Source organism: Psychrobacter pasteurii, from assembly GCF_900162815.1.
In the GTDB taxonomy this organism is placed as follows: Bacteria; Pseudomonadota; Gammaproteobacteria; order Pseudomonadales; family Moraxellaceae; genus Psychrobacter; species Psychrobacter pasteurii.
In genome coordinates, this window is sequence record NZ_FUGD01000061.1 from 1 (window position 1) to 23,877 (window position 23,877).

At 43.5% G+C, this 23,877-nt stretch carries 22 protein-coding genes; 12 read left to right on the top strand and 10 right to left on the bottom strand.

The genetic code is table 11. From position 1 onward, the window contains the following. Nucleotides 1-411 precede the first annotated feature (411 nt). Nucleotides 412-1,794 (top strand): lytic murein transglycosylase, encoded by a 1,383-nt coding sequence (locus A1232T_RS03960; protein WP_077448182.1) that lies wholly within the window; start codon nucleotides 412-414, stop codon nucleotides 1,792-1,794. 76 nt (nucleotides 1,795-1,870) lie between these two features. Here A1232T_RS03960 and A1232T_RS03965 read toward each other — a convergent pair whose 3' ends face one another. From A1232T_RS03965 to fumC, 3 genes are all read right to left on the bottom strand, one after another. Next, nucleotides 1,871-2,806, bottom strand: a complete 936-nt coding sequence (locus A1232T_RS03965) for a DUF1311 domain-containing protein (protein WP_077448164.1) — start codon at nucleotides 2,804-2,806, stop codon at nucleotides 1,871-1,873. A gap of 237 nt (nucleotides 2,807-3,043) precedes the next feature. Next, nucleotides 3,044-3,475, bottom strand: coding sequence for an ACP-like domain-containing protein (locus A1232T_RS03970; protein ID WP_077448165.1), 432 nt, complete (start codon nucleotides 3,473-3,475; stop codon nucleotides 3,044-3,046). Between the two features lie 382 nt (nucleotides 3,476-3,857). Then, on the bottom strand, nucleotides 3,858-5,246 hold the full coding sequence (fumC, locus tag A1232T_RS03975; RefSeq protein WP_077448166.1) for a class II fumarate hydratase: 1,389 nt from the start codon (nucleotides 5,244-5,246) through the stop codon (nucleotides 3,858-3,860). A gap of 337 nt (nucleotides 5,247-5,583) precedes the next feature. Between fumC and A1232T_RS03980 the strand changes: the two genes are divergently transcribed. Further along, entirely contained in the window at nucleotides 5,584-6,198 is a 615-nt protein-coding gene (locus tag A1232T_RS03980; protein ID WP_077448167.1) for a 5-formyltetrahydrofolate cyclo-ligase, read from the top strand. Between the two features lie 9 nt (nucleotides 6,199-6,207). Beyond that, complete coding sequence (locus A1232T_RS03985; RefSeq protein WP_077448168.1) at nucleotides 6,208-6,483, top strand: hypothetical protein; 276 nt, start codon at nucleotides 6,208-6,210, stop codon at nucleotides 6,481-6,483. A 121-nt stretch (nucleotides 6,484-6,604) separates the two neighbouring features. Here A1232T_RS03985 and A1232T_RS03990 read toward each other — a convergent pair whose 3' ends face one another. Continuing rightward, nucleotides 6,605-7,981, bottom strand: a complete 1,377-nt coding sequence (locus A1232T_RS03990; protein ID WP_208606910.1) for a Na+/H+ antiporter family protein — start codon at nucleotides 7,979-7,981, stop codon at nucleotides 6,605-6,607. A 349-nt stretch (nucleotides 7,982-8,330) separates the two neighbouring features. On the opposite strand from A1232T_RS03990, the gene lon reads away from it, so the two are divergent. From lon to A1232T_RS04010, 4 genes are all read left to right on the top strand, one after another. Continuing rightward, nucleotides 8,331-10,898 carry an endopeptidase La gene (gene lon, locus A1232T_RS03995; RefSeq protein ID WP_244152365.1) on the top strand — a complete coding sequence of 856 codons (2,568 nt, stop codon included), beginning with the start codon at nucleotides 8,331-8,333 and terminating at the stop codon, nucleotides 10,896-10,898. Nucleotides 10,899-11,285: 387 nt separating this feature from the next. Next, entirely contained in the window at nucleotides 11,286-11,837 is a 552-nt protein-coding gene (locus A1232T_RS04000) for a superoxide dismutase family protein (RefSeq protein WP_077448170.1), read from the top strand. A 456-nt stretch (nucleotides 11,838-12,293) separates the two neighbouring features. Further along, nucleotides 12,294-13,346: a recombinase RecA gene (gene recA, locus A1232T_RS04005; protein WP_077448171.1), complete on the top strand. Its 1,053-nt coding sequence runs from the start codon at nucleotides 12,294-12,296 to the stop codon at nucleotides 13,344-13,346. Between the two features lie 18 nt (nucleotides 13,347-13,364). Then, nucleotides 13,365-14,525 (top strand): regulatory protein RecX, encoded by a 1,161-nt coding sequence (locus A1232T_RS04010; protein WP_077448172.1) that lies wholly within the window; start codon nucleotides 13,365-13,367, stop codon nucleotides 14,523-14,525. A 63-nt stretch (nucleotides 14,526-14,588) separates the two neighbouring features. Here A1232T_RS04010 and A1232T_RS04015 read toward each other — a convergent pair whose 3' ends face one another. Next, nucleotides 14,589-15,149 (bottom strand): GNAT family N-acetyltransferase, encoded by a 561-nt coding sequence (locus A1232T_RS04015; protein ID WP_077448173.1) that lies wholly within the window; start codon nucleotides 15,147-15,149, stop codon nucleotides 14,589-14,591. Nucleotides 15,150-15,311: 162 nt separating this feature from the next. Here A1232T_RS04015 and truD point away from each other — a divergent pair, with 162 nt between their 5' ends. Then, on the top strand, nucleotides 15,312-16,481 hold the full coding sequence (truD, locus tag A1232T_RS04020; RefSeq protein WP_077448174.1) for a tRNA pseudouridine(13) synthase TruD: 1,170 nt from the start codon (nucleotides 15,312-15,314) through the stop codon (nucleotides 16,479-16,481). On the opposite strand, the gene A1232T_RS04025 is transcribed toward truD, so the two are convergent. Continuing rightward, complete coding sequence (locus A1232T_RS04025) at nucleotides 16,453-17,382, bottom strand: PHP domain-containing protein (protein ID WP_077448175.1); 930 nt, start codon at nucleotides 17,380-17,382, stop codon at nucleotides 16,453-16,455. The two genes, truD and A1232T_RS04025, sit on opposite strands and share 29 nt — an antisense overlap. 293 nt (nucleotides 17,383-17,675) lie before the next feature. On the opposite strand from A1232T_RS04025, the gene ispZ reads away from it, so the two are divergent. From ispZ to mnmC1, 4 genes are all read left to right on the top strand, one after another. After that, nucleotides 17,676-18,230 (top strand): septation protein IspZ, encoded by a 555-nt coding sequence (gene ispZ / locus A1232T_RS04030; RefSeq protein ID WP_077448176.1) that lies wholly within the window; start codon nucleotides 17,676-17,678, stop codon nucleotides 18,228-18,230. Nucleotides 18,231-18,308: 78 nt separating this feature from the next. Then, nucleotides 18,309-18,605 carry a YciI family protein gene (locus A1232T_RS04035; RefSeq protein ID WP_077448177.1) on the top strand — a complete coding sequence of 99 codons (297 nt, stop codon included), beginning with the start codon at nucleotides 18,309-18,311 and terminating at the stop codon, nucleotides 18,603-18,605. Nucleotides 18,606-18,642: 37 nt separating this feature from the next. Beyond that, complete coding sequence (locus A1232T_RS04040) at nucleotides 18,643-19,179, top strand: hypothetical protein (protein WP_077448178.1); 537 nt, start codon at nucleotides 18,643-18,645, stop codon at nucleotides 19,177-19,179. A 39-nt stretch (nucleotides 19,180-19,218) separates the two neighbouring features. Continuing rightward, complete coding sequence (mnmC1, locus tag A1232T_RS04045) at nucleotides 19,219-21,501, top strand: FAD-dependent 5-carboxymethylaminomethyl-2-thiouridine(34) oxidoreductase MnmC1 (protein ID WP_077448179.1); 2,283 nt, start codon at nucleotides 19,219-19,221, stop codon at nucleotides 21,499-21,501. Between the two features lie 22 nt (nucleotides 21,502-21,523). On the opposite strand, the gene A1232T_RS04050 is transcribed toward mnmC1, so the two are convergent. The 4 genes from A1232T_RS04050 to A1232T_RS04070 all read right to left on the bottom strand — a co-directional run. After that, complete coding sequence (locus A1232T_RS04050; protein WP_143513944.1) at nucleotides 21,524-22,333, bottom strand: tRNA threonylcarbamoyladenosine dehydratase; 810 nt, start codon at nucleotides 22,331-22,333, stop codon at nucleotides 21,524-21,526. A gap of 90 nt (nucleotides 22,334-22,423) precedes the next feature. Further along, the gene (locus A1232T_RS04055; protein WP_077448180.1) at nucleotides 22,424-23,344 is read right to left on the bottom strand and encodes a TatD family hydrolase; all 921 of its coding nucleotides are present in this window, start codon (nucleotides 23,342-23,344) and stop codon (nucleotides 22,424-22,426) included. A 35-nt stretch (nucleotides 23,345-23,379) separates the two neighbouring features. After that, complete coding sequence (locus tag A1232T_RS04060; RefSeq protein ID WP_077448181.1) at nucleotides 23,380-23,574, bottom strand: hypothetical protein; 195 nt, start codon at nucleotides 23,572-23,574, stop codon at nucleotides 23,380-23,382. A 152-nt stretch (nucleotides 23,575-23,726) separates the two neighbouring features. Beyond that, nucleotides 23,727-23,877 (bottom strand): zinc ribbon domain-containing protein (locus A1232T_RS04070; protein ID WP_143513945.1); only part of this gene is annotated, 151 nt, incomplete at its 5' end.

The following is a 23,877-nucleotide window of genomic DNA, read 5'->3' on the forward strand; positions in this document are numbered from 1 at the left end:
TTACTGTTCTCGCCATGGCTTGAGTTTCCCTATATTTTGTTGATATATAGGATTAAAATAAGGCTTTATCTGTATTTTTCAAATTAGGGACACGCCCTAACTTAAATAAGCTAAATCATAAGTTAGCTCGCTGATTTGACAAAGGGCACAGGATTCACTCCTGTGCCCTTTTTATGGTTTTAAAACCGGTATTTATCTAGGTCAAACCAATTCATTATCAGCGCTAAACTCTTGGTTTCAAAGTCTAAGCTTTCTGCTAATATATGCGTTTAGATTTTTTTATATTTGAGCAGCCAAACTATGTCTTCAAAATCGCCTTCTTTATCCTCTAGCATTTGTGTATTAGCACCTTCTTCTGTGGCTCGCCTTTCAGGCTTATGTTTGCTTTTTTCTGCCAGCTTACTATTAGGTATGAATAGCAGTCAGGCCGCCCAAGCTGAAGCGCCTACTCTTGATAACCAAAAGTTTAATGCCTGTTTGGATAACTTGGTACAAACCGGGCCTTTTGCTGGCGTAAAAGACACCTTCGCCCAATATCGCCCACAGCAAGGAGACCCAAGTGTTCTTGAGTCTTTGGACTATCAACCCGAGTTTGCCAAAGAGCCTTGGGATTATCTTGCCAGCTTAGTGGATGAAGAGCGAGTGCTAGATGGTATTAATGCCAGCAATCAATATGCAGATGTCTTAGCCAGAATAGAGTCTGAGTATGGGGTTAACCGTTATGATGTCCTAGGGGTATGGGGCGTTGAGTCTGATTTTGGCACTAAGCTTGGCAAAAAAGATGTGGTTGAGTCGCTGGCTACTTTGTCTTGCTTTGGTCGCCGTCAAAGCTACTTCCGCGGTGAGTATGTCAGTGCCTTAAAAATTCTAAAACAAGGCGACATAGACAAAGCAGACTTTAAAGGCTCTTGGGCGGGTGCTTTTGGTCAAACCCAGTTTATGCCTTCCACCTTCTTACAACTGGCGCAAGACTTCGATGGCGATGGTCGCAAAGATTTAGTCAATAGCCAAGCAGATGCCCTAGCTTCTACCGCTAATTTCTTAAAAAATAGCGGCTATCAACCCGGTCAGCCTTGGGGCTATGAAGTTCGTCTTCCTGCCTCTATCAATGCCAAAAATGACCGTAAAAACAAACAGCCCATTTCACATTGGCGCAGCTTAGGATTAACACTGACTGATGGTAGCCCTTTACCTGACTCACTGGCTTCAGCCGGGTTATTCTTACCGTCAGGAAAAAACGGCCCTGCTTTCTTAGTGGGTCGTAACTTTGATTCTTTTTATGCTTATAACGCTTCAGAGAACTATGCTCTGGCCATTGCTCATTTATCAAAGCAAATTGAGAATCAAGACACTAATGTCGAGTTTGCGACCGCTTGGCCGACTGATGATCCAGGTTTGAGCCGCAAAGAGTCTCGAGAAGTTCAAGAGTCATTGAATTTACTAGGTTATGATATCGGAGAAGTAGATGGGATTATCGGTGATGGTACTCGCCGAGCGATTCAGAAGTATCAAGCCGATAATGGTCTTGAGCCTGATGGCAAAGCCGGTAAAAAAATCCATCAGCACTTAATGGACAGCTCTGCTAAATTAAGACAAGCTGCGCAGCAAGCAGAGGCGGATGAGACCTCATTAGAGTCAGAGTCTTCTATTGCTACTGGATCAAGCAGCAGTGCCAAGAATGCTGAAGCTAAGTCTGATTCTTCTGGCTTCTTGCAAAACAAAAGCCTAATGGCCATTGCTATTAGCTTGCTGATTCTACTGGCCATTATTATTGTGAGTAGAAGAAGGCACTAGTATCAAATTCAGCCCTAAAAAAATCCAAGCCTAGGCTTGGATTTTTTGTTTAAAAGATAGGTTGATGAGTTTAAGCCTAATAGTTGTCAAAATAGCTTTTAACTTCGTAGTAGCGATCACTTAGTAATCTGGTGATACACTTCATTCGTACAATTTCTTGACGAGCAGGCTCAGCCGTTTTTGCTTCTTCGACACAAACTTCGTCACGCCACTCTACCCAATCTTTTTGATCATAGGTTATCGAGTCTTGAGCTTCTTTAGAGGCTCGGCCCCACATTTTATTGAACTCACTACGTTTATAGTCCATTTCTGCTTTAACCTTGGCTTGTTCAGCAGCAGTGGCAGCCATAGCACTGGCAGCAGCGGCAGCGGCTTTATCTGCAGCACTTTGTGCCTCAGATACTTTTTTCGCTTCTTGTTTGGCTTCTGCTACTTTTTTGCCTTTCACATGGTTCTTTTGATCCGCATCAATAAGCACATAAGCCAAGAACATTGCTAAATCCTCACCGTTTTGAGGCTCAACAAAGATTACTTCTCCATCATCGGTAGGCTGTACTGAATACTCCATCTCATAGCTTACCTTATTGGCTTCAAGCTCAATATCTTGCTGATAGGCATCCTCTTGCACATCAAATTCACCATTATATTCTCTGGTGACATCTGCGTTTTGGATAACTTTACTAGGAATCATTACCGTCAACGTACCTTTACAGAAGTTCTTAGTACTTTGAGGGTCATCCTGCGAAGTGCGAATATGATCTAAGTTCATCTTTAGCTGATTGATGCTAGCACGAATACTTGAGCCAGGAGTAGGTCGCTCAAAAGAAGCGGCATAACCTTTGGCACTAGAGTTAATAGCTTTCTGCATAGAGTCAATCACTAAGCTTTGGGCATCTGGATCCGAGCATTCAATTTTACTTTTGCCTCCAAGCCCCATATCTGGAACTTTATCGCAGCCTACAAACATTAATACAGAGCTTAATAGAGCAATTTTTGGTAAATTCTTATTCATAGACCATTTCCAATTTAAATAATTAACTCACCCAACAACACATTAATAAAATCAATTTAACAATACGACAATATTATAGTAACAAAGATTGAATTTTTAAGAAATAGTCTTTTTATTTCCCATTATGAATAACAAAAAAAACCCTGCTCATTTTGAACAGGGTTTTCATCGTTAACATTCTAGACTAGGGCTGTACTTATTAGGCTGTCATACAGCTTAATTAGAGGCTCAAATCAATTAGCCTTTAAGCTTTTGAACTGATCTTACATTACAGCCTTTATAAACAATTTCACTGTTTGCATTTTGAACGTTAATGCTTAATTTGTGATAGTTGTTTAAACGCATTGCGTCAGTCATGATGCTGAAGTTTTCTTCGTCACCAAATACAGTGTCAACGGTGTCAGAGCGACCTAAGTTGATTGGTAAAAATCTGTCTTTACCATTTAAGTTAGCTTGCGCATAAGTAGGTAGAAACTGTTTGTTAAAGCCATAAGTGACGCTTAACTTTTCGCTGCTACCGCAAGTATAGTTTACTTTTCTTACCTTCACCGCCGTGTCATGGCTGGTTGCAGGGTCCATGACTTCATCAGTATAGGCCATTGCTGAGCCTGAGCTTAACGCTGCAGCCAATACGGCGGCACTTGATAATACGGTGGTTAACTTTTTCATATAAATACCTTCTTTGAGGGTTGAAATAACACTAGAGCGAAAATGCTCTAATCACACAGCCAAACGCTATTAAACCTCTTGTTTATTATGACTATTATTATTTGAGTCTTTTTATTTGGCATTAACAATTTGACTGAAACATCATAATAAACCCATCACTTTTTAAACGCTGTTTATGCAGAGTAATGTTAATATTGCGTTTTGTTATATTATAACAATAGCTGCAATATAGGCGTAATATTTTTTTATTTTGCCGTAATTTCGTATGGATTATGCAATGCACAAACCACCTATATCCATTAGCAATCGACATTAAAAAAGACCCTGCCAGCTGACTGACAAGGTCTTTTTTTATTTTAACTGATCTCTTAAGTTCGACTCATTATTTAGGATGAACCATCTCTTCTGGTCTTACCCACTCATCAAACTGCTCTTCAGTCATTAGCTCAAGCTCAACCGCTACTTGCTTAAGTGTTTTGTCTTCTTTATAAGCTGTCTTAGCGATTTTCGCTGCATTCTCATAACCCACATGACGGTTTAATGCAGTGACTAGCATTAGTGAGTTGTGTAGGAAGTCATCAATCTTCTCTTTCACAGGCTCGATACCTACCGCACAGTTTTCATTGAAGCTGTTGCACGCATCGCCCATTAGCTTGATTGATTGCAGTAAGTTATAAGCGATTACTGGCTTATAAACGTTTAGCTCAAAGTTACCTGATGCACCAGCGAAGCTGATAGCTGCGTCGTTACCCATAACTTGAGCAACTGCCATAGTCATCGCTTCAGACTGAGTTGGGTTAACTTTACCTGGCATGATTGAAGAGCCTGGCTCATTTTCAGGAATAGTCAATTCACCAAGACCACAACGAGGGCCAGATGCTAACCAGCGAACGTCGTTAGCGATTTTGTTTAAGCTAGCCGCTAGTGTTTTTAACGCGCCTGATGCAAATACTTCGGCGTCACGAGCTGCTAGTGCTTCAAATTTGTTTGGAGAAGTCACAAATGGAAGACCTGTTAGCTCTGATAATTGCTCAGCAGCTTTAACCGCATAATCTGGGTGTGAGTTTAGACCGGTACCAACTGCAGTGCCACCTAGTGGTAATTCATATAGACCTTGTAGCGCGTTGTCGATACGAACTAGCGCGTGGTCAAGTTGGCTAACATAGCCGCTGAACTCTTGGCCTAGTGTTAGTGGAGTCGCATCTTGTAAATGCGTACGGCCAATCTTAACGATGCTGTCGAATTCTTTGGCTTTTTTGTCTAGCGTGTCACGTAATGCTTTAACCGCTGGGATTAGCAGGCTGTTGATTTGACGCGCTGCAGCAACACGGATAGCCGTTGGGAAGCTGTCGTTAGTAGACTGTGCATGGTTTACGTGGTCATTTGGATGAATTGGAGAATAAGTACCACGCTCAGAGCCCGCGATTTCGTTTGCACGGTTAGCCAGTACTTCGTTCATGTTCATATTTGACTGCGTACCAGAACCGGTTTGCCATACCACTAATGGGAACTGGTCTGTTAGACCGCCGTTGATAACTTCATCAGCCGCTTGGATGATAAGGTCACGTTGGCTTTCTTCGATACGGCCAAGGCTTGCGTTAGTGATAGCCGCTGCTTTTTTAACCAATGCCATTGCTTCAATCATTGGACGTGGTAGAGTTTCACCACCAATTTTAAAGTTTTCACGGCTGCGCTGAGTTTGTGCACCCCAGTAAGCGTCCTGTGGTACTTCAACATTACCCATGGTATCTTTTTCTATACGAGTTGACATGATGTCTCCTGTTTTATTATATAAAAGCTAAAAGAATTTGTTATGGTGTTGCTAGCTATAAAATAAATGACATTGATAACCCAGCTTACCGATACAGTAGGCATGAGTTTGGTGGATCGCAAATATGATAGCATGACTGCCTATGAAACGCATTTATAGCCGTCAAAAATCATAGTTAAAATGGCCAATTTTAAATAAAAATAAGGCACCATTTAATATGATCAATCATAAGCCTTGTTCATATAGAAACTCAAGACAAGTGCTGTATGATTATTTAACCTAGTCCCTACCCTATTTTTCAAACCTTATTTTAAACCCAACTATTATAAATCAAACTATGACCAATAATCCTTCTCGACGTGATATTAATCGCCAGCGCCGCGCCTTAACTGAACAACAACGCCGTAACGCGGGCTCTATGGCATTTCGCTTTTTATCAAAGCTAACCCCTCGCCTGCCCAAAGGGGCTAAAGTAGGAATTTACCTCGATGACTTTGGCGAGCTGCCGACTCAGCCGCTACTCAAGTGGTGTCAGCGTATGGGCTATCAGGCTTATTTGCCAGTGATTAATACTCAAGGTCGTGATAATAAACACATACGCTTTGTGCCTATCTATCACAGCAAACTGGCAAACATTCCAACGGTACGCCACAGCTTTGGTATGAAAGAGTCCAAAAGTCGTCATCTGTTATCGGCTGATGAATTAGATTTGATTATGTGTCCGCTTGTCGCCGCTGATGAACAAGGCAATCGCATGGGGATGGGTGGCGGGTTTTATGACACCACATTAGCTAAGTCATACCAGTACAGCAGCTCGCAAAATCACCGCCGCCATCCACTGCGTGTCGGTTGGTGTCACGAGTTCCAAGTATTTGATGAGCTTGAAACTCAACCTTGGGATGTGCCATTAAACGCTTTAATTACCCCTGAAAAAATACGTTGGTTTTCATAAAGGATAGCCATGAGCAATGATATGCCGGATGATAACAATCATAAAGACAACCGTTTAGATTTGGAAATAGAAAGCTCTAGTGCAGATAATGTAGACAAACATCTGCAAAGCCTTGAGAATAGCGGCCGAGTGGCACAGCAACGTCAACTGTCGCCTGAAGAGCAGTTATTTACTGAAGAAGAGCTGGCTCGACTGGTGAACCCTGATAAGCTCAAAGCATTAATGAATAATGGCGATGATTTTTTGGGTTATTTAACCGGTGAGATTGATAAGTTTGAGGATTAGCAGTTAGTCAGTGACATCGATAATCAAACCACTCTTCCCTTCATTATTTTATAATAATAAAAAAAGCGAGACAGATATCTGCCTCGCTTTTTTGCTTTAAAACTAACAATTAACCTATCAATTACAGCACCATCGCTGCAATCCAACCAAACGCCAATAACGGTAAGTTAAAGTGTAAGAAAGTTGGAATCACACTGTCTTTAATATGGTCGTGCTGATTATCAACGTTCAAACCCGACGTTGGGCCCAGTGTTGAATCAGAGGCTGGAGAACCGGCATCACCAAGCGCCCCCGCGGTACCGATAATGGCAACCGTCGCCAACGGTGAGAAACCCATAGAGATACACAGTGGGACGTAAATCGCGGCAATGATAGGAATGGTCGAGAAAGATGAGCCAATACCCATGGTCACAATCAGACCAATTAATAGCATAACAAAGGCAGCAATACCTTTATTGCCAGCAAATAGATTAGTCGCACCATCAATAAGCGGAGCAATCTGATCGGTGGCTTTCATTACTTCGGCGAAACCCTGGGCGGTAATCATAATAAAGCCAATCATCGCCATCAGCTTAATACCTTCGTTGAACACACTGTCAGCTTCGTTCCATTTCACCACGCCTGTGGCCATGAACACGCCAAAGCCGAACAATGAGCCTAATAATAATGAATCAGTATATAGCTGAACCACAAACGCGGTAATAATCGCTAATAGAGCAATCAACGTCTTGCCCTTACTAGGGGCTGTGGCTGTGGTAGCGGCTTGAGTTAAAGCATCATTTTGACCACTAGCAGCCCCTTGAGAGCTTGCTGAATCAGCAGTTAACGCCGATAAATTATACTGACGTGGCTTACGGTAACTGATGAAAATCGCTGTTAATAGTCCTACCAACATGCCCAATGCTGGAATCGCCATCGCTTTCATAACCGAGATATTTTCAACGTTTAATCCGGCCTCACCGACGTTCTTTAGCATGATTTGCTTCAGGTAAATCTCACCAAATCCGTAAGGGACAAACATATAAGTGGTAACCAGACCAAAAGTCATCAGACAGGCTAGCAAGCGTCTGTCCACTTTTAGGCGATTAAATACCATTAATAAAGGCGGGATAATTAAAGGGATAAAAGCGATGTGAATGGGAATTAAGTTTTGACTGAAAACACTCATCAGTACCAAACCAAAGAACAGAGCCCATTTGATAGAAGCAGACCCAGCACTTTTTTCACTATTAATACGGTTAATTACCGCATTGGATAGAGATTGGGGTAAGCCTGAATGAGCAATGGCTACAGCGAACGCCCCCAGTAAGGCATAAGACAAGGCAATTTGTGCCCCATTTTTAATCCCCTCTTGAAAAGCTGTCAAGGTAGCATCAACCCCTAAGCCGCCCACTAAGCCCCCTACCATTGCCCCTATCAACAAACTGAGGACAACATGGACTCGGGCCAGTGATAGACCTAACATCACTACCACGGCCAATAGTACCGCATTAATCATAATTTATTCCTTATAGAGTTATCACTTACACCAGTGGCTTAGGCATAAGCTTTTCTTCTATAAAAGTTGGTTTTTGAGTAGATAGCACCCATATCATTGGTTAGTAACCAGTAGTCGCTATCAGAGTTTGATCGTAAAATTTAAGTATACAATATAGTTTAAAGTAACTAATCTGTAAAAATAGCGTTACAAACTCTCTATTCTAACCGATTTTTGTTTTATAGGTCATGGTGTAGCGACTATGTCGTTAAATTAAGCTTGCAATTATCATCTATCATCACCATTTAGTAAGTCATAGCATAAAAAACTTCTGAATAAGAGGTTTTGTGTCACACGATAAGGAAAAAATATGAGTAAATCCGATAAAGATTATGACAGTGATTTCGAGCAACTGGTTGATGACCACATGGATAATGAGGTGGAGTCTACTGAAGCTGAAGATTCTGACATAACTACAGATTTTGAGCCAACGGATGTGGCACCAACTAATAAAGAGGGTTCAAACTCTTTGCCCCTACTGGCACTACGCGATGTGGTGGTTTATCCACACATGCAAATTGCTTTGTTTGTGGGCCGTGAACCTTCAGTTAAAGCCATCCAAGCTGCCCAAGAGCATTTCGACGATATGGTTTTGGTTGTGGCACAAAAAGACTCGCTCAGCGAAGACATCGAGTTAGATAACCTGTATGAGTACGGGACGGTGTGTCGTATTGTTAGCACCATGCCGCACGACAGTGACGAGAACTGCATTAAAGTGCTTATTGAAGGTGCCTACCGCGTCAAATTAGACAAAGTAACGGATGCCGGTGATATGTTGCACGGTGAGTTCACGCCAAGTGAAATCAGCTTGCCTATGAGCGAATCTCAACAGAAAAACACCATTGAAGCGTTACGTAGCCTATTTTCTACCTACGCTGAGTCACGCCTACGCAATAGCCGTGAACTGATTCGTGTCTCTGAGCGCATCAACAACTTGTTAGAGCTGGTCTATTTTATTGCCACTCGAGTCTCTATGGACTTGGAAGAAAAACAGCTTCTACTCGAAAAAGATGACATATCCGCGCACATCAATACGCTAACTGAGTACTTGGCTAAGCAAAGTGCTGAGCAGTCTATTGAGCAAGAAATCCAAGAAGCGGTTCGCCGTCAAATGGAAAACAACCATCGTGAGTACTTCTTAAACGAGAAGATGAAAGCCATTAAAAATGAGCTTTCTGAGATTAGCGATGGCTCGTTTGATAGCGAAGATGACTTAGAAGAATTAGAAGCCCGTTTAAAAGAAGCGGACTTACCTGAGGACGTGCGCAAAAAAGCTGAGCAAGAGTTTAAAAAGCTTAAAATGATGCCACCTGCCTCAAGTGAATCTTCTGTGGTGCGTAACTACATCGACTGGATTTTAGATACCCCATGGAATAAAACCAGCAGGGTTTCTATCAAGCTTGATAAAGCCGAAGAAGTACTTGATGCGGACCACTATGGCCTGCAAGATGTGAAAGACCGCATCTTAGAGTATTTAGCAGTGCAATCGCGTGTGAAAAAATTACGTGGCCCTATCTTATGTCTGGTAGGTCCTCCTGGTGTGGGTAAAACCTCACTGGGTGAATCTATTGCCCGCGCTACAGGCCGTAAATTTGTGCGTATGGCCTTAGGCGGCGTACGTGATGAAGCAGAAATCCGTGGTCACCGCCGGACTTACATCGGTGCGATGCCAGGTAAAATTGTACAGTCACTGGCCAAAGTTGAGGTGAAAAACCCGCTGTTCTTATTGGACGAAATCGATAAGATGGCGCAAGACTTCCGTGGCGACCCTGCGTCTGCTCTGCTTGAAGTGCTAGATCCATCACAGAACGATAAGTTTAATGACCATTATCTAGACTTGGATCTGGACTTATCGCAAGTAATGTTTATCTGTACCGCAAACAGCATGGACATTCCACCTGCGCTATTAGACCGTATGGAAGTGATTCGTCTACCGGGTTATACCGAAGATGAGAAGATTAACATCGCTGAGAAGTACTTAGTGCCTAAAGCCATTAAGCAAAACGGTCTGAAAAACGATGAAATTGAAATTGTGCCAGAAGCTTTGCACAGTATCGTTCAGCGTTATACTCGTGAAGCCGGTGTGCGTAATCTTGAGCGTGAAGTGAATAAGATTTGCCGTAAAGTGGTCCGTGAGTCTATCGACAAGTATGGTGTTAAGCCTTCTAAGAAGACTAAGATTGAGACCGTGGTGGTTGATGCAGACAATATCAGCGACTATCTGGGCGTTCACCAGTACGACTATGGTTTGGCTGAAGAAGAGCCTGAAGTGGGCCGTGTCACTGGTCTGGCTTGGACCAGCGTTGGTGGTGAACTGTTGACCATCGAAGCCATTACTATGCCTGGTAAAGGTGAGTTCGTTTATACCGGCTCACTAGGCGATGTGATGAAAGAGTCTATTCGCGCCGCAATGAGTGTGGTTCGTGCTCGTGGTGAACTATTAGGTATCGACTACGAAACCTTTAAATCTAAAGACGTGCACGTGCATATGCCTGAAGGGGCTACGCCAAAAGATGGGCCATCAGCAGGTATCGCTCTGACCATCGCTTTAGTGTCTGCTATGACAGGTATTGCCATTCGTTCTGACATTGCCATGACAGGGGAAGTAACGCTTCGTGGTAAAGTACTACGTATCGGTGGCCTAAAAGAGAAGCTATTGGCAGCGCACCGTGGCGGCATCAAACATGTGTTGATTCCGCAGTCGAATGAGCGCGACTTGGTTGAAATTCCAGACAACGTTAAAGAAGGACTAACTATTCAGCCAGTATCTACTATTGATGAAGTGTTAGAAGCGGCTTTGGTAAGAATGCCAACGCCCTTGAATCCTACTAAAGTAGCCGTAGATACCACCAAATCTACCAAAGCTTTACGCAGTTAACTATCAATGTTAATTACTAACGCTAATTACCAATCTAGATAGCTTTATAGTATGACATTCAAAAAAAGCCGCTTTTAGAAGCGGCTTTTTTTATGGGTGCAACTTTTTAACACAATGACTTATTACTGTATTTACATTTCATAACCTATTGCAACGTTTTGGCTAAATGATTTACCTCCCATCTCGCTATACTTAAAAGGCTAGATCAAATATATTTGTTTTAATACTTTATTAATAAAACCAAGCTAGACTATAAATAACACAACAATCAAGAAACCTAGTGCTAAATGATAAGTTTTCATGTAATCGAGTAACTCACACCTTCTGAAAGCTTATTATTTTTATTAGACCCTATAAATAACAACATAATTCAAATTAGGAGTTTTTATGAAAAAGCTACTTGCTACTTCAGCAGTTTTGGCTTCTGCAATCGCACTGACCGCTTGTCAAACTACCCCAAATAAACAAGATCTTCCAGCAGAGATTCAACCTGCTTTAAAAGCCCAAATTCAAACCGTCGATGTTAGTAAAGCCCATCTTGGAAAAATGTACCTACGCCCTGTACAAGGTGGCGTACAAGTATTTGGTAAATTAACAGGCTTAAACCCTGGCTCTACCTATGCCATTCACATCCATGAAAATGGTACCTGTGCCAACAAAGGCAAAGATGCCGGTGGTCATTTCAACCCACTGAACAAACAGCACGGTCATCCTAGCACGCCAGAAAGCCATGCAGGTGACTTACCTAACCTGACAGCGGATGCCAACGGTGTCGCTAGCATCAACTTTGTTCGTGAAGACATCTCAGTCGATCCACGAGTGGCCAATACGGTTTATAACCGTGCCTTTATTATCCATGCCGGTGCCGATGATTATGTTAGCCAGCCTGCTGGTAACGCTGGCGACCGTATGGCTTGTGGTGTGATTGAAGAGTATTAATCAATAAACCACATCAATAAAGCATTTGATGTCAAACACTTAGATTAATTCTTTGTGCTTTAAGTAAATCAGATTGAGCGCCAGTTTCTATTTTAGAGGCTGGCGCTTTTTATGCTTAGCTAAATAATTAGTAGCAGTTATCCCCTCTGTAATCCATACGACAATACTTGTCGTATAGCATAGTTCTCCCCCTATCAAGTTGGTGACAATTTGCTATACTTATCCTATCGAATCTGCTGTTACTATGACTCAATTCTGAGTAAGATTAAATCTAACTTTCTATTAAACTCTATGAAAAATGCTAATAAATTTTATTAGACCTACTAAACTATGATTTAGTCTTTATAATAAACAGTGTGATTAAATAGCCCTCCCCTTTAAACCAAAAATTATACTTACTTAAAACACCAAACCTTTAACTAAAAATATTTTAATCAATTAAATTAGGACATCATTATGGATGACAACAAAGCCAAAGCGTTAAAAGCCGCCTTAGGTCAAATCGAAAAGCAATTTGGTAAAAACACCATCATGCACCTAGGCGATAACTCAGCCACACTAGATGTGGACGTGGTCTCAACGGGCTCTCTAGGTTTAGACATCGCTTTAGGTATTGGCGGCTTACCAAAAGGCCGTATTATTGAGATTTATGGTCCAGAAAGCTCGGGTAAGACTACCCTAACTTTACAAGCCATTGCAGAGTGTCAAAAGCAAGGTGGTACTTGTGCCTTTATCGATGCTGAGCACGCCTTAGACCCAATTTATGCCCGTAAATTAGGCGTCAATACTGATGATTTACTGGTGTCTCAGCCAGACAACGGTGAGCAAGCACTTGAGATTACCGATATGTTGGTTCGCTCTGGTGCTCTAGACATGATCGTTATTGACTCGGTCGCCGCCCTTACTCCACGCGCTGAGATTGAAGGCGAGATGGGTGATAGCCACATGGGTCTACAAGCCCGTCTAATGAGTCAGGCGCTGCGTAAGATTACCGGTAATGCCAAACGTTCAAACTGTATGGTTATCTTTATTAACCAGATTCGTATGAAAATTGGTGTTATGTTTGGGTCGCCTGAAACCACGACAGGTGGTAACGCGCTTAAATTCTATGCTTCAGTACGCTTAGACATTCGCCGTATCGGTGCTGTGAAAAGCGGTGATGAGATCATTGGTAACCAAACTCGTGTGAAAGTTATCAAAAACAAAATGGCACCTCCGTTCCGTCAAGCCGAGTTTGAAATTACTTATGGCGAAGGCACCAACCACTTAGCCGAAGTGATCGACTTAGGCGTTGACATTGGTGTGGTAGGCAAAGCCGGTGCTTGGTACAGCTATGGCGACGAAAAGATTGGTCAAGGTAAAGCCAACTCGGTATTATTCCTAAAAGATAACCCTGCTATTGCGGAAGAGATTGAAGCAAAAATTCGTGCCGAGAAGCTGGCTGTAGAGCCTGAAAAAGGCAAAGAAGCCGCTGAAGGTAGTGAAGTAGCTGAACCAGCAGCCGAATAGGGTTTGCCTAGATAAAAAATGCAAATAAAAACTTTAGCCCAGATTTTGGCAGAAAATGAGAAAAGCGATAAAAAACCCTCTCAAAGTCAGTCAAAGTCTGGGCAGGCTAAAGCCAGCAATAAACCTAAAAAACAAACAGCACCACGGGCAAAGACCTCCTCTGCCCGTGGTTTTGCTGTGTCTAAATCAGAAGAACAAGATTCTAGTGCCAAGTCTTCTAAGACCTCTTATCCCAAACGCCACTATGTTAAAAAATCAAATACAGAGCACAGCGCTGAGGACTTTGATGCTTATCTAGAAGACAGCCCTAAAACCTCATCTTTATCAGGGAATTCTGAAAACGAGAAAGCTTCTAGACCCAAAAAGCGGAAGAAAAAAAGCTTTCATCCTGCCTCCCCTTATCAGCCAAAAACTGAACTGGTTGAGCCGATTAAAGAAGTCGACCCCAATAGTATTAAAAGCTTATTGGCACAGGTCAAAGCTGAAGCTGAGCAGCAAGAACAAGCGGATACGCTCTCAACAGAGGCGTCAACCGACTCTTCAAGTCAGTCCAATAACTCAGAAGAAGCCGAAAGTTCAGGTATAGATAATCTTCCGGTAGCCCTTAAGGCTTATCTTAAAACGCCCGAACAGCGCCAAGCAGAGATCGAGGCAATCAAAGCTAACAGTCGTCTACGTTGGTTAGCCTTTTATTATTTATCCCGGCGTGAACACTCTGCTGGAGAGCTGCGTCAAAAGCTGCTGGATAAAGAGCAAGATCCTGAAAAGATTGAAGAGCTATTACAAGAGCTTCAAGACAAAGGCTATCAAAGCGACCATCGGACTGCGCTAATGCTAATTCGTGAAGGCATTCGCAAAGGCCGTGGCCGCTTGCGAATAAAGAATGATTTTTATAAGCGTAAAGTCGAAGTACCGGCCAATATTGATGAGCTAATCGATATGGCGATGGAGGACAACGAAGAGTTCGTCGATGTGTTGTCTGACAACGACCTAGTGGAAGGCGTAGATTGGCTACGGTTGGCCGTTGAAGCACGGGTAAAAAAATATGGGGATGACATTCCCACGGATCAAAAGATAAAAGCCCGCCAGCTGCGATTCTTGCAATATCGTGGCTTTAAGCCAGATATTTGCTTTCAAGCCATTACCCACAATTTAGAGACTCTAGAAGATCGCTTTTAGAGTTCGACTTTTAGCTAAGTTTGGCTTCTAACCAAGTTTAGTTTCTAGCTAATAATGGCCAACTTAACCCCGCTTCTCTAACCCAAGAAGCTCTAAGCCATCCCGTTTCGGCTCACCATTATTGCCATCTTCTGGAAACGGCATACGCTCGCCATTTAACTGATAACCTCGGCGCTGATAATACGCCAAAAGCTCCGGACGCTGACTTAAGATGCTCATCGTGAGGCGAGTTTTATTATCACTGCCATCCGCTTTTAGATGGCGACCTGCAAAGGTCTCTGCCGCTTGTAAAATCTGATTACCCACGCCCAATCCTTGCAAGCTAGGATGCACCGCAAACATACCAATATAAGCTGTTTTTTGCTCTGCTTTAATATCCACAGCAATACAGCCTAAAATTTTTCCCGTCTCTTTGCCTGCTTCAACCTCGGGGAAAACAAATAGGTAATGCAGCGGGTCGTTAATTACTGTCTCAATTCCCTGAGCTGTGGTACGAATACCACCGATTAAATGAGCCTCATTGGTCCAGCCCACATCCTCCCGATAGCATTGATTCAATAAGCTAAGCAAGGAAGTCACGTCTTCTATAGTGGCTTGACGCAAAAAAACATCAGGTTTGGACATAGTGGTATACTCCACGGGTTCGAGGTCAAAAGTATTAGTTTATTAAACCAAAAATCAAGACGGTTAGTAAACCTCTTCTTATCTCTGACACCCTAAATCTTAAACCCTTACTAAGTCGTACGGGTATAATATATTTCAATTCTTCTATTTTTTGAGTTTTTTATGACATCAGCCTCCTCTCTAGCTCCCATCAGTCCTGAACAAATCTCTCAACTAACTGACTCTAGCCAGTGGGGTCAGCCCTCCCCTGCACCTATTTTAAGCGCACGCTTTAAGCAGTCTGCTGCAGACTTTCAGGTCGATGAGTTATTGGAAGTTGAACTATCTGGTGAAGGGGAACACTTATGGCTCTTGATTAAAAAGACTGGCATGAACACCAGTTTCGTGGCCGACCAGCTCGCCAAGTGGGCCAAAATACCCAGCCGTGATGTCGGTTACTCAGGGCTAAAAGACCGTCAGGCAGTAACGACACAGTGGTTTAGTTTGCGTATCCCAAAAGGCGAATTACCTAGCGCCAGCTTTGATGAGTTTATGATGGCTAACCTAAGCTCTGAGCTTGAGTCGGTACAAGTGCTTGAGCAGGCTTGGCACAGTAAAAAACTCAACCGCGGCACCCATAAAGCCAACCACTTTAAGATTCATTTACGGGATATCCAGGTTGGTAATGATACTAATATCGATACTACAAAAATTGATGCTGCCTTAAATATTATGGCCACAAATGGCGTGCCCAATTACTTTGGTGAGCAGCGCTTTGGGCGACAAGGCAACAATATTGCCAGTGCTTTAGAGTGGTTTGAACAAGGCACAATAAATGGCCGTAAACCGCACCCCAAGAAGAGCCGTGACTTGCAGTCACTATTATTGTCCTCGGCTCGCAGTGCCATTTTTAATCAAATTGTCTCAGCCCGAGTTGAGCAAGACAGTTGGGATAAAGCACTTGAAGGGGATGTGTTTAATTTAAATGGGTCGGGATCAGTATTTACCGTTGAACAAATAGATCAGGAAATACAGGACCGGCTTGCCAGCGGTGACATTCACCCCACCGCGCCTTTATGGGGTATCAAAAACGATAAGGTTGACGCTGCTGCCAAAGTTTTAGAACAGCAGATAGTGGAACAAAATCCTATCTTACAAAGACTGGCTCAGGGATTAGAGAAAAAAGAGCTGAAAACCATGCGCCGAGCCACTCGTTTGCCAGTAAGCAACTTAAGCTGGGCTTGGCCGGATGAGCAAAGCTTGCTGCTGCAATTTACCTTGCCTACGGGCACCTTTGCCACCAGCGTGTTATCAGCACTGGTAGTTAACCTGCGTTCATTAAATCTTCAATAACCAGCCTCTGACCTTCGGCCAAGCTGGGTACATCGCCAAGCTTACGCCAAGGCATGCTGGTGCCATGGAAGTCACTACCGGTCGAGACTTGTAGACCGTGTTCAGCAATACTGCGATCAACCATACGGCGGGTACTTAGTGGCTCGTCATTATTAGGCAGCTCGCAACCATCACCACCAAACTGAGCAAACTCAGCAATCAGTTTACGCACTCGGGTAGCCGATAAGTTGTAACGCGTTGGGTGTGCCAATACTGCTTTGCCACCGCAGCGATGAATTAGGCTAATTGTATCTTCCATACTTAACGTTTCAATCGGTACGTAAGCGGCTTTATTATCGGCCAAATACTTATCAAATGCCTTTTGCATGGTAGGCACAATCTCTTGCTCTAATAAGACTTTGGCGATATGTGCGCGCCCAACAGCGTCAGCATTACCGTCCGCTTTTGCTAAGACCGCTTGCCACATTTCATCGAAGTCATGACCGGTCAGCTCCGCCATTTTCTCAACAATCATTCGGCCACGATTGCCGCGACTGGTTTGAATGTGAGTCAAAGTATCGTTCATTTCTTCAAAATCACTAAAACCTAGGCCTAACACATGAATCACTTTGTCTTTGGCTTTATTTTTGCCATAACCCCCAGTGAGCGTATGTTGGCAACTAATCTCCACCCCATTAATGAGGGTAATACCGAGCTCATCAGCCACGGCCTTAGCTTCTGGAATACCGGCTAAGGTATCGTGGTCGGTTAACGCAAAGATATCGATATTGGCGGCGTGTGCTTTATGCAGTAGCTCATTAGGCGTATTACTGCCGTCAGAGCAGGTGCTGTGACTGTGTAAGTCGATGCGTTTGTAAGCAAGGTCTTCAGAGGAAGGTTGTGACGTTGAGCTTTGTGGCATATTTTTTGGTCTTTATAATAAAAAAGGAAGTACGGCTAATATTGTAACGGTTATTGCTTGCTATTTGTCGATATATTTCCAGACATTTTTTAGCTAACTTTTACAGTTATAAGCAGATTAAGCAACTGACTAAACGACTTTTGTTCGGCAGTGCCTTAGCAGTATCGCCTTAAAATTAAAGCGTGGTTATAGCGCCAATGCTTTTTTTTATGGGGAATGGCGTGTAAACTATCGCCACAAGTTATCTCACCTATTTTGTTAATTCTTCTCTTAATTTTATTATTGTGACTTCTATGAAAGCATTGTTAGATTTTATCCCCTTACTCGCCTTTTTTTATGTGGCGAAAACCCAAGGTATTTTGGCTGGTGCTGGGGCAATCTTAATCGCCACTGTGGCAGTTGCAGTGATTCACTTAATGACGCAAAAAGGTCGCCTGACTAAGCAGCAAGTTGTGACCTTAGTTCTAACGGTTGTCTTTTGTGGTTTAACACTCCTATTCCATGACGAAATTTACTTAAAGTGGAAGTCAACGGTTATTAACGGCGTATTCGCAGTGGCCTTATTAGTCAGTGTATTGATTGGTAAGCCGCTACTTGAGATGGCCATGAAGAGTGTGTTTAGCTTGACCAAATCAGGGTGGAATAAGCTGACCTTAGCGTGGGTGGGCTACTTTATCTTAATGGCCGTACTGCAATATTACTTTGCTTTTCACACCAGTGAGCAAACTTGGATTAACTTTAAAAGCTATGGTTGGCTGCCTTTCATGTTGGTGTTTATGGTGGGTCAGTTTGTTATACTTAAAAATCACCTCAACCCAGAAATCACTGATGATAAATCTAAAAAATAACTTAGATTTTTTATAGGTTTTAGCTTAGTTTAGACAATGAATTAATATTATCAGCCACCCTTCGATACGAGGCTTACTATGCCATTATTTATGATTATCGGTCACGATGTGGCCAACTCTACTCAGTTAAGACAAGAAACCCGTCCGGCTCATATTGCTCGCCTAAAGCAGCTTGAGTCAGAAGGTCGGCTGATTATTGCAGGCCCTAACCCTATCGAGCACGGTAAAGAGAGCATGTCTGGCAGCTTAGTGGTTGCCGCTTTTGATAGCCTAGAAGCTGTACAGCAATGGGCCAGCGAAGAGCCTTACTTAAAGGCAGGGGTTTATAGCCATGTCGATATCAAGCCCTTTATCCAAGCCTTGCCTTCTGCCTAATTAGCCAACTGTTTTATTCGTATTGGAATTCATCGCCATGCCTGCTCCACAATGCTCTGCACACTCTGCTGCTGTTTCCTCTAAAATTAAGAGTAACGCCTCCATACTACGTACTGCTTTATTGGCTGTAACTTGGTCATTGTCAGCTTCATTAACTCCTATTGCAGCCTCTGCAGCACCTACTGTGGTGGTCAATAACCCTGAGCAACAAGTACAAGCCGAAGACCCACAAGTCGCGCCTCAGCCGGCCACCCCTTTTAATGAGATTAATCCGCAAAGTCCAAATCAACAAGAGGCAGACCCAGGCGATACCCCAAATGCATTAGAAAACCCAGACAGTTTGGCCAGTGGTATGCAGCCAAGCGACTCTGAGTTATCGGCTGCCAATCAAGAGCTGCTTAGCCGTAATGCACAGTTGCAAAGAGATGTGAATGACCTAGAAACCCGGGTTAATGTATTGATTAATGAGCGCAGTGGCCAGCTATTTATGTACGGGGCTGTGACTGTGGCTGTGTCTTTATTTTTAGGCGTCTTGTTGGGTGGCTTCGTATTCAGTAGACGTGATCGCTGGTAATGAGTCATTGCCTTTTTGATTGAGACAAGTGAGTAAAACGTGAGTGAAGTAGCTAAGGTAATACCTGCCAAACTGTCGTGGCGAGAAGATGAACTGGGCAATTTAGTGCCTGTCTCCGATGTGTTCGGCGATGTCTATTATTCTTTGGCCGATGGTCTGGCAGAATCACGCTATGTGTTTTTACAACAAAACCATCTGCCTGAGCGCTTTACTGCTCTTTTTGAGAGACATCTAAAATCTCTTGCTGCTGATCTTGCTACTGACGCTGATAGTAAACTTGAGGATAGCAAGTCTAATAGCGATCTCGCTTCAGCCTCAAATAGCTTTACCATTGCTGAGCTAGGCTTTGGGACTGGGTTAAATATCCTTGCCACTTGGCAATTATGGCGACAAACCAAGCAAGCTGTCTATGCTCAGCAGTCTCAGCACGACACCTCTAAGTTGCAATTTAGTCCTCGCCTACACCTAATTAGCACCGAAAAGCACCCTTTAACTCTAGAAGACTTAACGCGTAGCTTACAAAGTTGGCAAGATAATGATGCTAGCCTGATTCCGCTAATCACTCGCTTATTGGCGCTATACCCTACTTTGGTTTCAGGCTGTCACCGCCTCCATTTAGAGCCGGATGTGACCTTAGACTTGTGGCTAGGCGATGCCACTGAAAGCTTACAAAAGCTAGCGGACGGTTATGATGAGGTGACTCATAATGCACAAATAGATGCTTGGTATTTAGATGGCTTTGCGCCCTCTTGTAACGAGTCACTATGGGCAGAGCAAATCTTTGCGCAGGTACAGCGTTTATCAAAGATAGACACCACTGCCGCAACTTTTAGCTGTGCAGGTGTGGTCAAACGCGGTTTAGAAGCAGCCGGTTTTGAGATAAAAAAAGTCAAAGGCTTTGGTCGTAAACGTGAAATGCTTACGGCAAAAAAAGCAACGCTCACCACTTCTGATAATGATGAGCCTAACTATCTTCCTAGCGATAAAAAACAGCCTACTGATCAAAACCAGGCTACTGATCAAAAACGGCCTGCCAATCAAAAACAGCGCTATAAAAAAGCAGCCATCATCGGTGCAGGCATCTCTGGCCTTATGGCAGCTTGGTCTTTAGCTCAGCGTGGCTTACAAGTTACCTTAATAGATCAGTCAGCACCCCTAGCTGGCGCTTCTGGTAACCCTAGGGCTTTATTGGCCCCAAAAATGACACCTATTGCTCACGTAGCAGAGCATTTACACAGTATTGGCTACCTATATAGTCAGCGCCTATACCGACAGCTAGATAAGCAAAATGAGCTGCTTTATGCTTCTGACGCGACTGTCACCAATCGCCCAAGCCAAATATTTAATAACACGGGCACCCTAGATTTACTGTTAAAATCCAATGTCGATGTCTCGCAAATTGCTGAATACCCTGAGCAAATGGCGACCACATTAACAGCAGATAAAGCCCAAGACATCACAGGCTTAAAACATCAAGATTTAGAGGCAAATCTCTATCTACCTCAAGCGGGTTTGGTCAATCCTAAGGCCTTAGCTGACACGGTTTTAAACCATCCTAATATCCGCTTTCAGCAGGCTCAAGTTACACAAATAAAGCCTTCTCAAAGCTCAACTCAGTCGAGTGGCAGCGTGCAGGTAATCTCAGAGCCAACAGTTTTGAGTGACAGTAATGATAACCCTGACAATGAGGCAACTGGCTTTGATGCCGTCATTATTGCCACCGCTTTTGACAGTCAGCGCTTAGATGCCCGAATTTTTGAGTTTCGCAGAATTCGAGGTCAATTGTCTTGGTTGCAGCCAACGCAAGAGCAGCTAGAAGCTCTGCCCAAGTTGCCCCTTAAATATGGGGGTTATTGTGCTGCGTTTACGCCCTGTGAAAATGATGATCAGCTTAATCCTGTCTCAGTAGGTACGCCTAGCTTGTTACTGGGGGCAAGCTTCGTTCGCAATGACATGGACACCCAAACTCGCACCTCAGAACATCAAGTCAATCATGACAAGTTAATCACAGCGCTCCCTGAGCTTAGCAAGGTGCTAGCCAACACTAAGTCAGAAGATACAGAGACTGATTATACAGGCTGGCAAGCCCGAGTAGGTATCCGGGCCCAGACTCCAGACTACCACCCCTTAGTGGGACAAGTCGATGAAGAAGGTCTCATTTGGACCTTAAGTGGTATGGGGTCAAAAGGCTATGCCTTCGCCCCAATATGTGCAGAAGTTATGGCCGATATGATGCTTGGCCAATACACGCCACTACCTAAGTCGCTGCTAGATAGACTATCGCCCCAGCGTAGTAGCCTGCAAAAGCCTTTGTCTAAATAGCTATCTACGCTATCTATGCCCTCTATTTAGCACTCAACATAGCTAAAGTTTCGCTAACCATCACCATGCCTACCACTGAGGTCACTGCCACTGCTGAACCATAGCCGCCGCAGTGCAGGCCTCCGGTCTGAAAGTTGCCATCGGCTGATTTATTGACAATGGGCGGCTGTGTTGAATAAACACATTTTATGCCAAATTTTTCCTTGAGCTGTTTGTTAATACCATGCTCGTTGCGTAGTTTGGTTCTTAACCGTGCTAGCAAAGGATCTTGATAAGTGTCTTTTAAATCACTGACCGTGATTTGCAAGGGATCGGTTTTACCGCCAGCACCACCAGCACAAATAAGTTTTAGCTTATTAAATCGGCAGTGTAAGGCAATGGCCAATTTCGCTGACATATCATCCGTACAATCCAATACGATTGTCGCCTCACCTTGCTGCAGTTTTTGTTTCGCTTGTTCTCGGCTAGGCAATAATTGAGCCACATTCTCTGGGGTCAAAAAGTCATCAACCAAGGTCAACTCAAGCCTAGGGTTAATTTGACGTGCCCGCTCTGCCATCTCCTCAATTTTACTTTTACCAAAGCTGCTGTCGAGTGCAGGCAGTTGTCGATTGACATTAGAGGCCACCAACACATCCATATCAATCAATGTCATTTTACCAATGGCGCTACGTGCCAGCCCTTCAGCGACCCAAGTTCCAACACCACCCACCCCTATTACAATCACATGGGCCTTTTCAAAGTTAGTGAAACTGGGTTGGCCATACAGAGTCTGTGTGCCTTTAAAGCGTCGGTCGTATTGGCTATTATCTAAGGTTGAAGATGAGGTCATAAAGTACCTTATTTTCTGTAAAGTGTGTGGTTAAAGGATAGGGAAATAATAGGGTTTTTATATTATATAGCAAAAGTGATATAACATACGCTATCCAGGATAAGGCCAGTCCACTCTTAACGCCTCACAACTGTTTTGCCACAACTGCTTAGCTAAGCTCGCCTCATCTACTTTAAGGAGCTCACTTAGACCCTCAAGCACAAACCCTAAGTTACCTGGAACATTTCGTGTCGGCTCATCTCCTTGCTGACAACATACTGGCGTCATGTCTGGACAGTCCGTCTCTAACACCAAGCACTGTAACCCATAGGTTTCCACAGCTGCGACTATGGCGCGGCGTAGTTTTTTGGCATTGGTATTGGTAATTTGGCCGGTAACACCCAGCTTAAACCCCAGTTTCACAAACGCTTTAGCTTCTTGCTCACCGCCACTGAAACTATGGGCAATACCCCCCAGCTTGTTGGCGTTATAGTTGTGTTTTTTTAGTAAGGCCAGGCATTCAGCGTGAGCTTTACGAATATGCAGCAGCACCGGTAACTGATGCTCAACCGCTAAGTCTAATTGTGCTTCAAAAAAACGTTTTTGTTTCGCCACAGACTGCTCAGTCTTTAAGTCATCAGTAAAGGTATCTAGCCCAATTTCACCCACAGCCACATTAGGCTGAGTCTGTAAAAACTGTGCCAGCTGTTCTAAATCTGCCTCAGTATGCTCAGAGATATAGGCAGGATGCAGTCCCGAAGCCAGATAAACCTTTGGCACTGCTACCCCACTTTCTGCTTCCTCAGTTAATTGCTGCTGAGTCTGTAGCATACGATCAAAGTACTTTGCGTAATATCCGATTAACAGTAAGTGACGCACTCCAGAGTCATAAGCTGACGTGGCCAACTCCATTCTGTCCTCATCAAAAACAAAATCATCAAAATGGGTGTGAGTGTCTATTAAAGGGTAGTTAGGGGGCAAAGGATAATTAGGGCGAGTTTCTAATTGCTGATTATTTTGACTGTGTATCATAGTGGCTCGTTGTGACCTCAGGTTATAAAATTTGGTTAATTCGGAGCTGATGAATCCATATTAGGGGTGTTAGTTGTCGGCTCAGCATCGCTCTTGAGTGAGTCTTCTCTCTCTGCATCAAGGGGCAAATCAGGAGTCATCTTCTGCTTAACCTGACGGCTGCTGCGTCTAGGAATAAGCAGTAAAGCTAAGCCTACCGCTCCTAACTTCAAGGCCTTTGAATAACGCATACCTTCTCCTATTTTGACCTGCTTAAAGTATCAACTCCTTTTGAGTCTCTGTCTTTAAGCAAGGGTTTTTAGTCACTTCTGCCTGTAACAGTAGCCTATGAGCCGGTTATATCTCAATTTATATTACATATAGATTTGACCTCCTCCCCTCGCTAAACCGAGGGGATTCCTACAGCTAGACGGTCAAGCCCGACCGCAAGGATGTTCTTAGCAGCATTGATATCTCTATCATGCCATGTGCCACACTCAGCACAAGCCCATCCTCTTATTCGCAAACCTGCTCTACCTTTTGGACTACTGTCA

Bases quoted from the DNA above. Each gene is read 5' to 3' on its own strand.
- A1232T_RS03960 (WP_077448182.1), top strand. From the start codon at position 412: ATGAATAGCAGTCAGGCCGCCCAAGCTGAAGCGCCTACTCTTGATAAC.
- A1232T_RS03965 (WP_077448164.1), bottom strand. From the start codon at position 2,806: ATGAATAAGAATTTACCAAAAATTGCTCTATTAAGCTCTGTATTAATG.
- A1232T_RS03970 (WP_077448165.1), bottom strand. From the start codon at position 3,475: ATGAAAAAGTTAACCACCGTATTATCAAGTGCCGCCGTATTGGCTGCA.
- fumC (WP_077448166.1), bottom strand. From the start codon at position 5,246: ATGTCAACTCGTATAGAAAAAGATACCATGGGTAATGTTGAAGTACCA.
- A1232T_RS03980 (WP_077448167.1), top strand. From the start codon at position 5,584: ATGACCAATAATCCTTCTCGACGTGATATTAATCGCCAGCGCCGCGCC.
- A1232T_RS03985 (WP_077448168.1), top strand. From the start codon at position 6,208: ATGAGCAATGATATGCCGGATGATAACAATCATAAAGACAACCGTTTA.
- A1232T_RS03990 (WP_208606910.1), bottom strand. From the start codon at position 7,981: ATGATTAATGCGGTACTATTGGCCGTGGTAGTGATGTTAGGTCTATCA.
- lon (WP_244152365.1), top strand. From the start codon at position 8,331: ATGAGTAAATCCGATAAAGATTATGACAGTGATTTCGAGCAACTGGTT.
- A1232T_RS04000 (WP_077448170.1), top strand. From the start codon at position 11,286: ATGAAAAAGCTACTTGCTACTTCAGCAGTTTTGGCTTCTGCAATCGCA.
- recA (WP_077448171.1), top strand. From the start codon at position 12,294: ATGGATGACAACAAAGCCAAAGCGTTAAAAGCCGCCTTAGGTCAAATC.
- A1232T_RS04010 (WP_077448172.1), top strand. From the start codon at position 13,365: ATGCAAATAAAAACTTTAGCCCAGATTTTGGCAGAAAATGAGAAAAGC.
- A1232T_RS04015 (WP_077448173.1), bottom strand. From the start codon at position 15,149: ATGTCCAAACCTGATGTTTTTTTGCGTCAAGCCACTATAGAAGACGTG.
- truD (WP_077448174.1), top strand. From the start codon at position 15,312: ATGACATCAGCCTCCTCTCTAGCTCCCATCAGTCCTGAACAAATCTCT.
- A1232T_RS04025 (WP_077448175.1), bottom strand. From the start codon at position 17,382: ATGCCACAAAGCTCAACGTCACAACCTTCCTCTGAAGACCTTGCTTAC.
- ispZ (WP_077448176.1), top strand. From the start codon at position 17,676: ATGAAAGCATTGTTAGATTTTATCCCCTTACTCGCCTTTTTTTATGTG.
- A1232T_RS04035 (WP_077448177.1), top strand. From the start codon at position 18,309: ATGCCATTATTTATGATTATCGGTCACGATGTGGCCAACTCTACTCAG.
- A1232T_RS04040 (WP_077448178.1), top strand. From the start codon at position 18,643: ATGCCTGCTCCACAATGCTCTGCACACTCTGCTGCTGTTTCCTCTAAA.
- A1232T_RS04050 (WP_143513944.1), bottom strand. From the start codon at position 22,333: ATGACCTCATCTTCAACCTTAGATAATAGCCAATACGACCGACGCTTT.
- A1232T_RS04055 (WP_077448180.1), bottom strand. From the start codon at position 23,344: ATGATACACAGTCAAAATAATCAGCAATTAGAAACTCGCCCTAATTAT.
- A1232T_RS04060 (WP_077448181.1), bottom strand. From the start codon at position 23,574: ATGCGTTATTCAAAGGCCTTGAAGTTAGGAGCGGTAGGCTTAGCTTTA.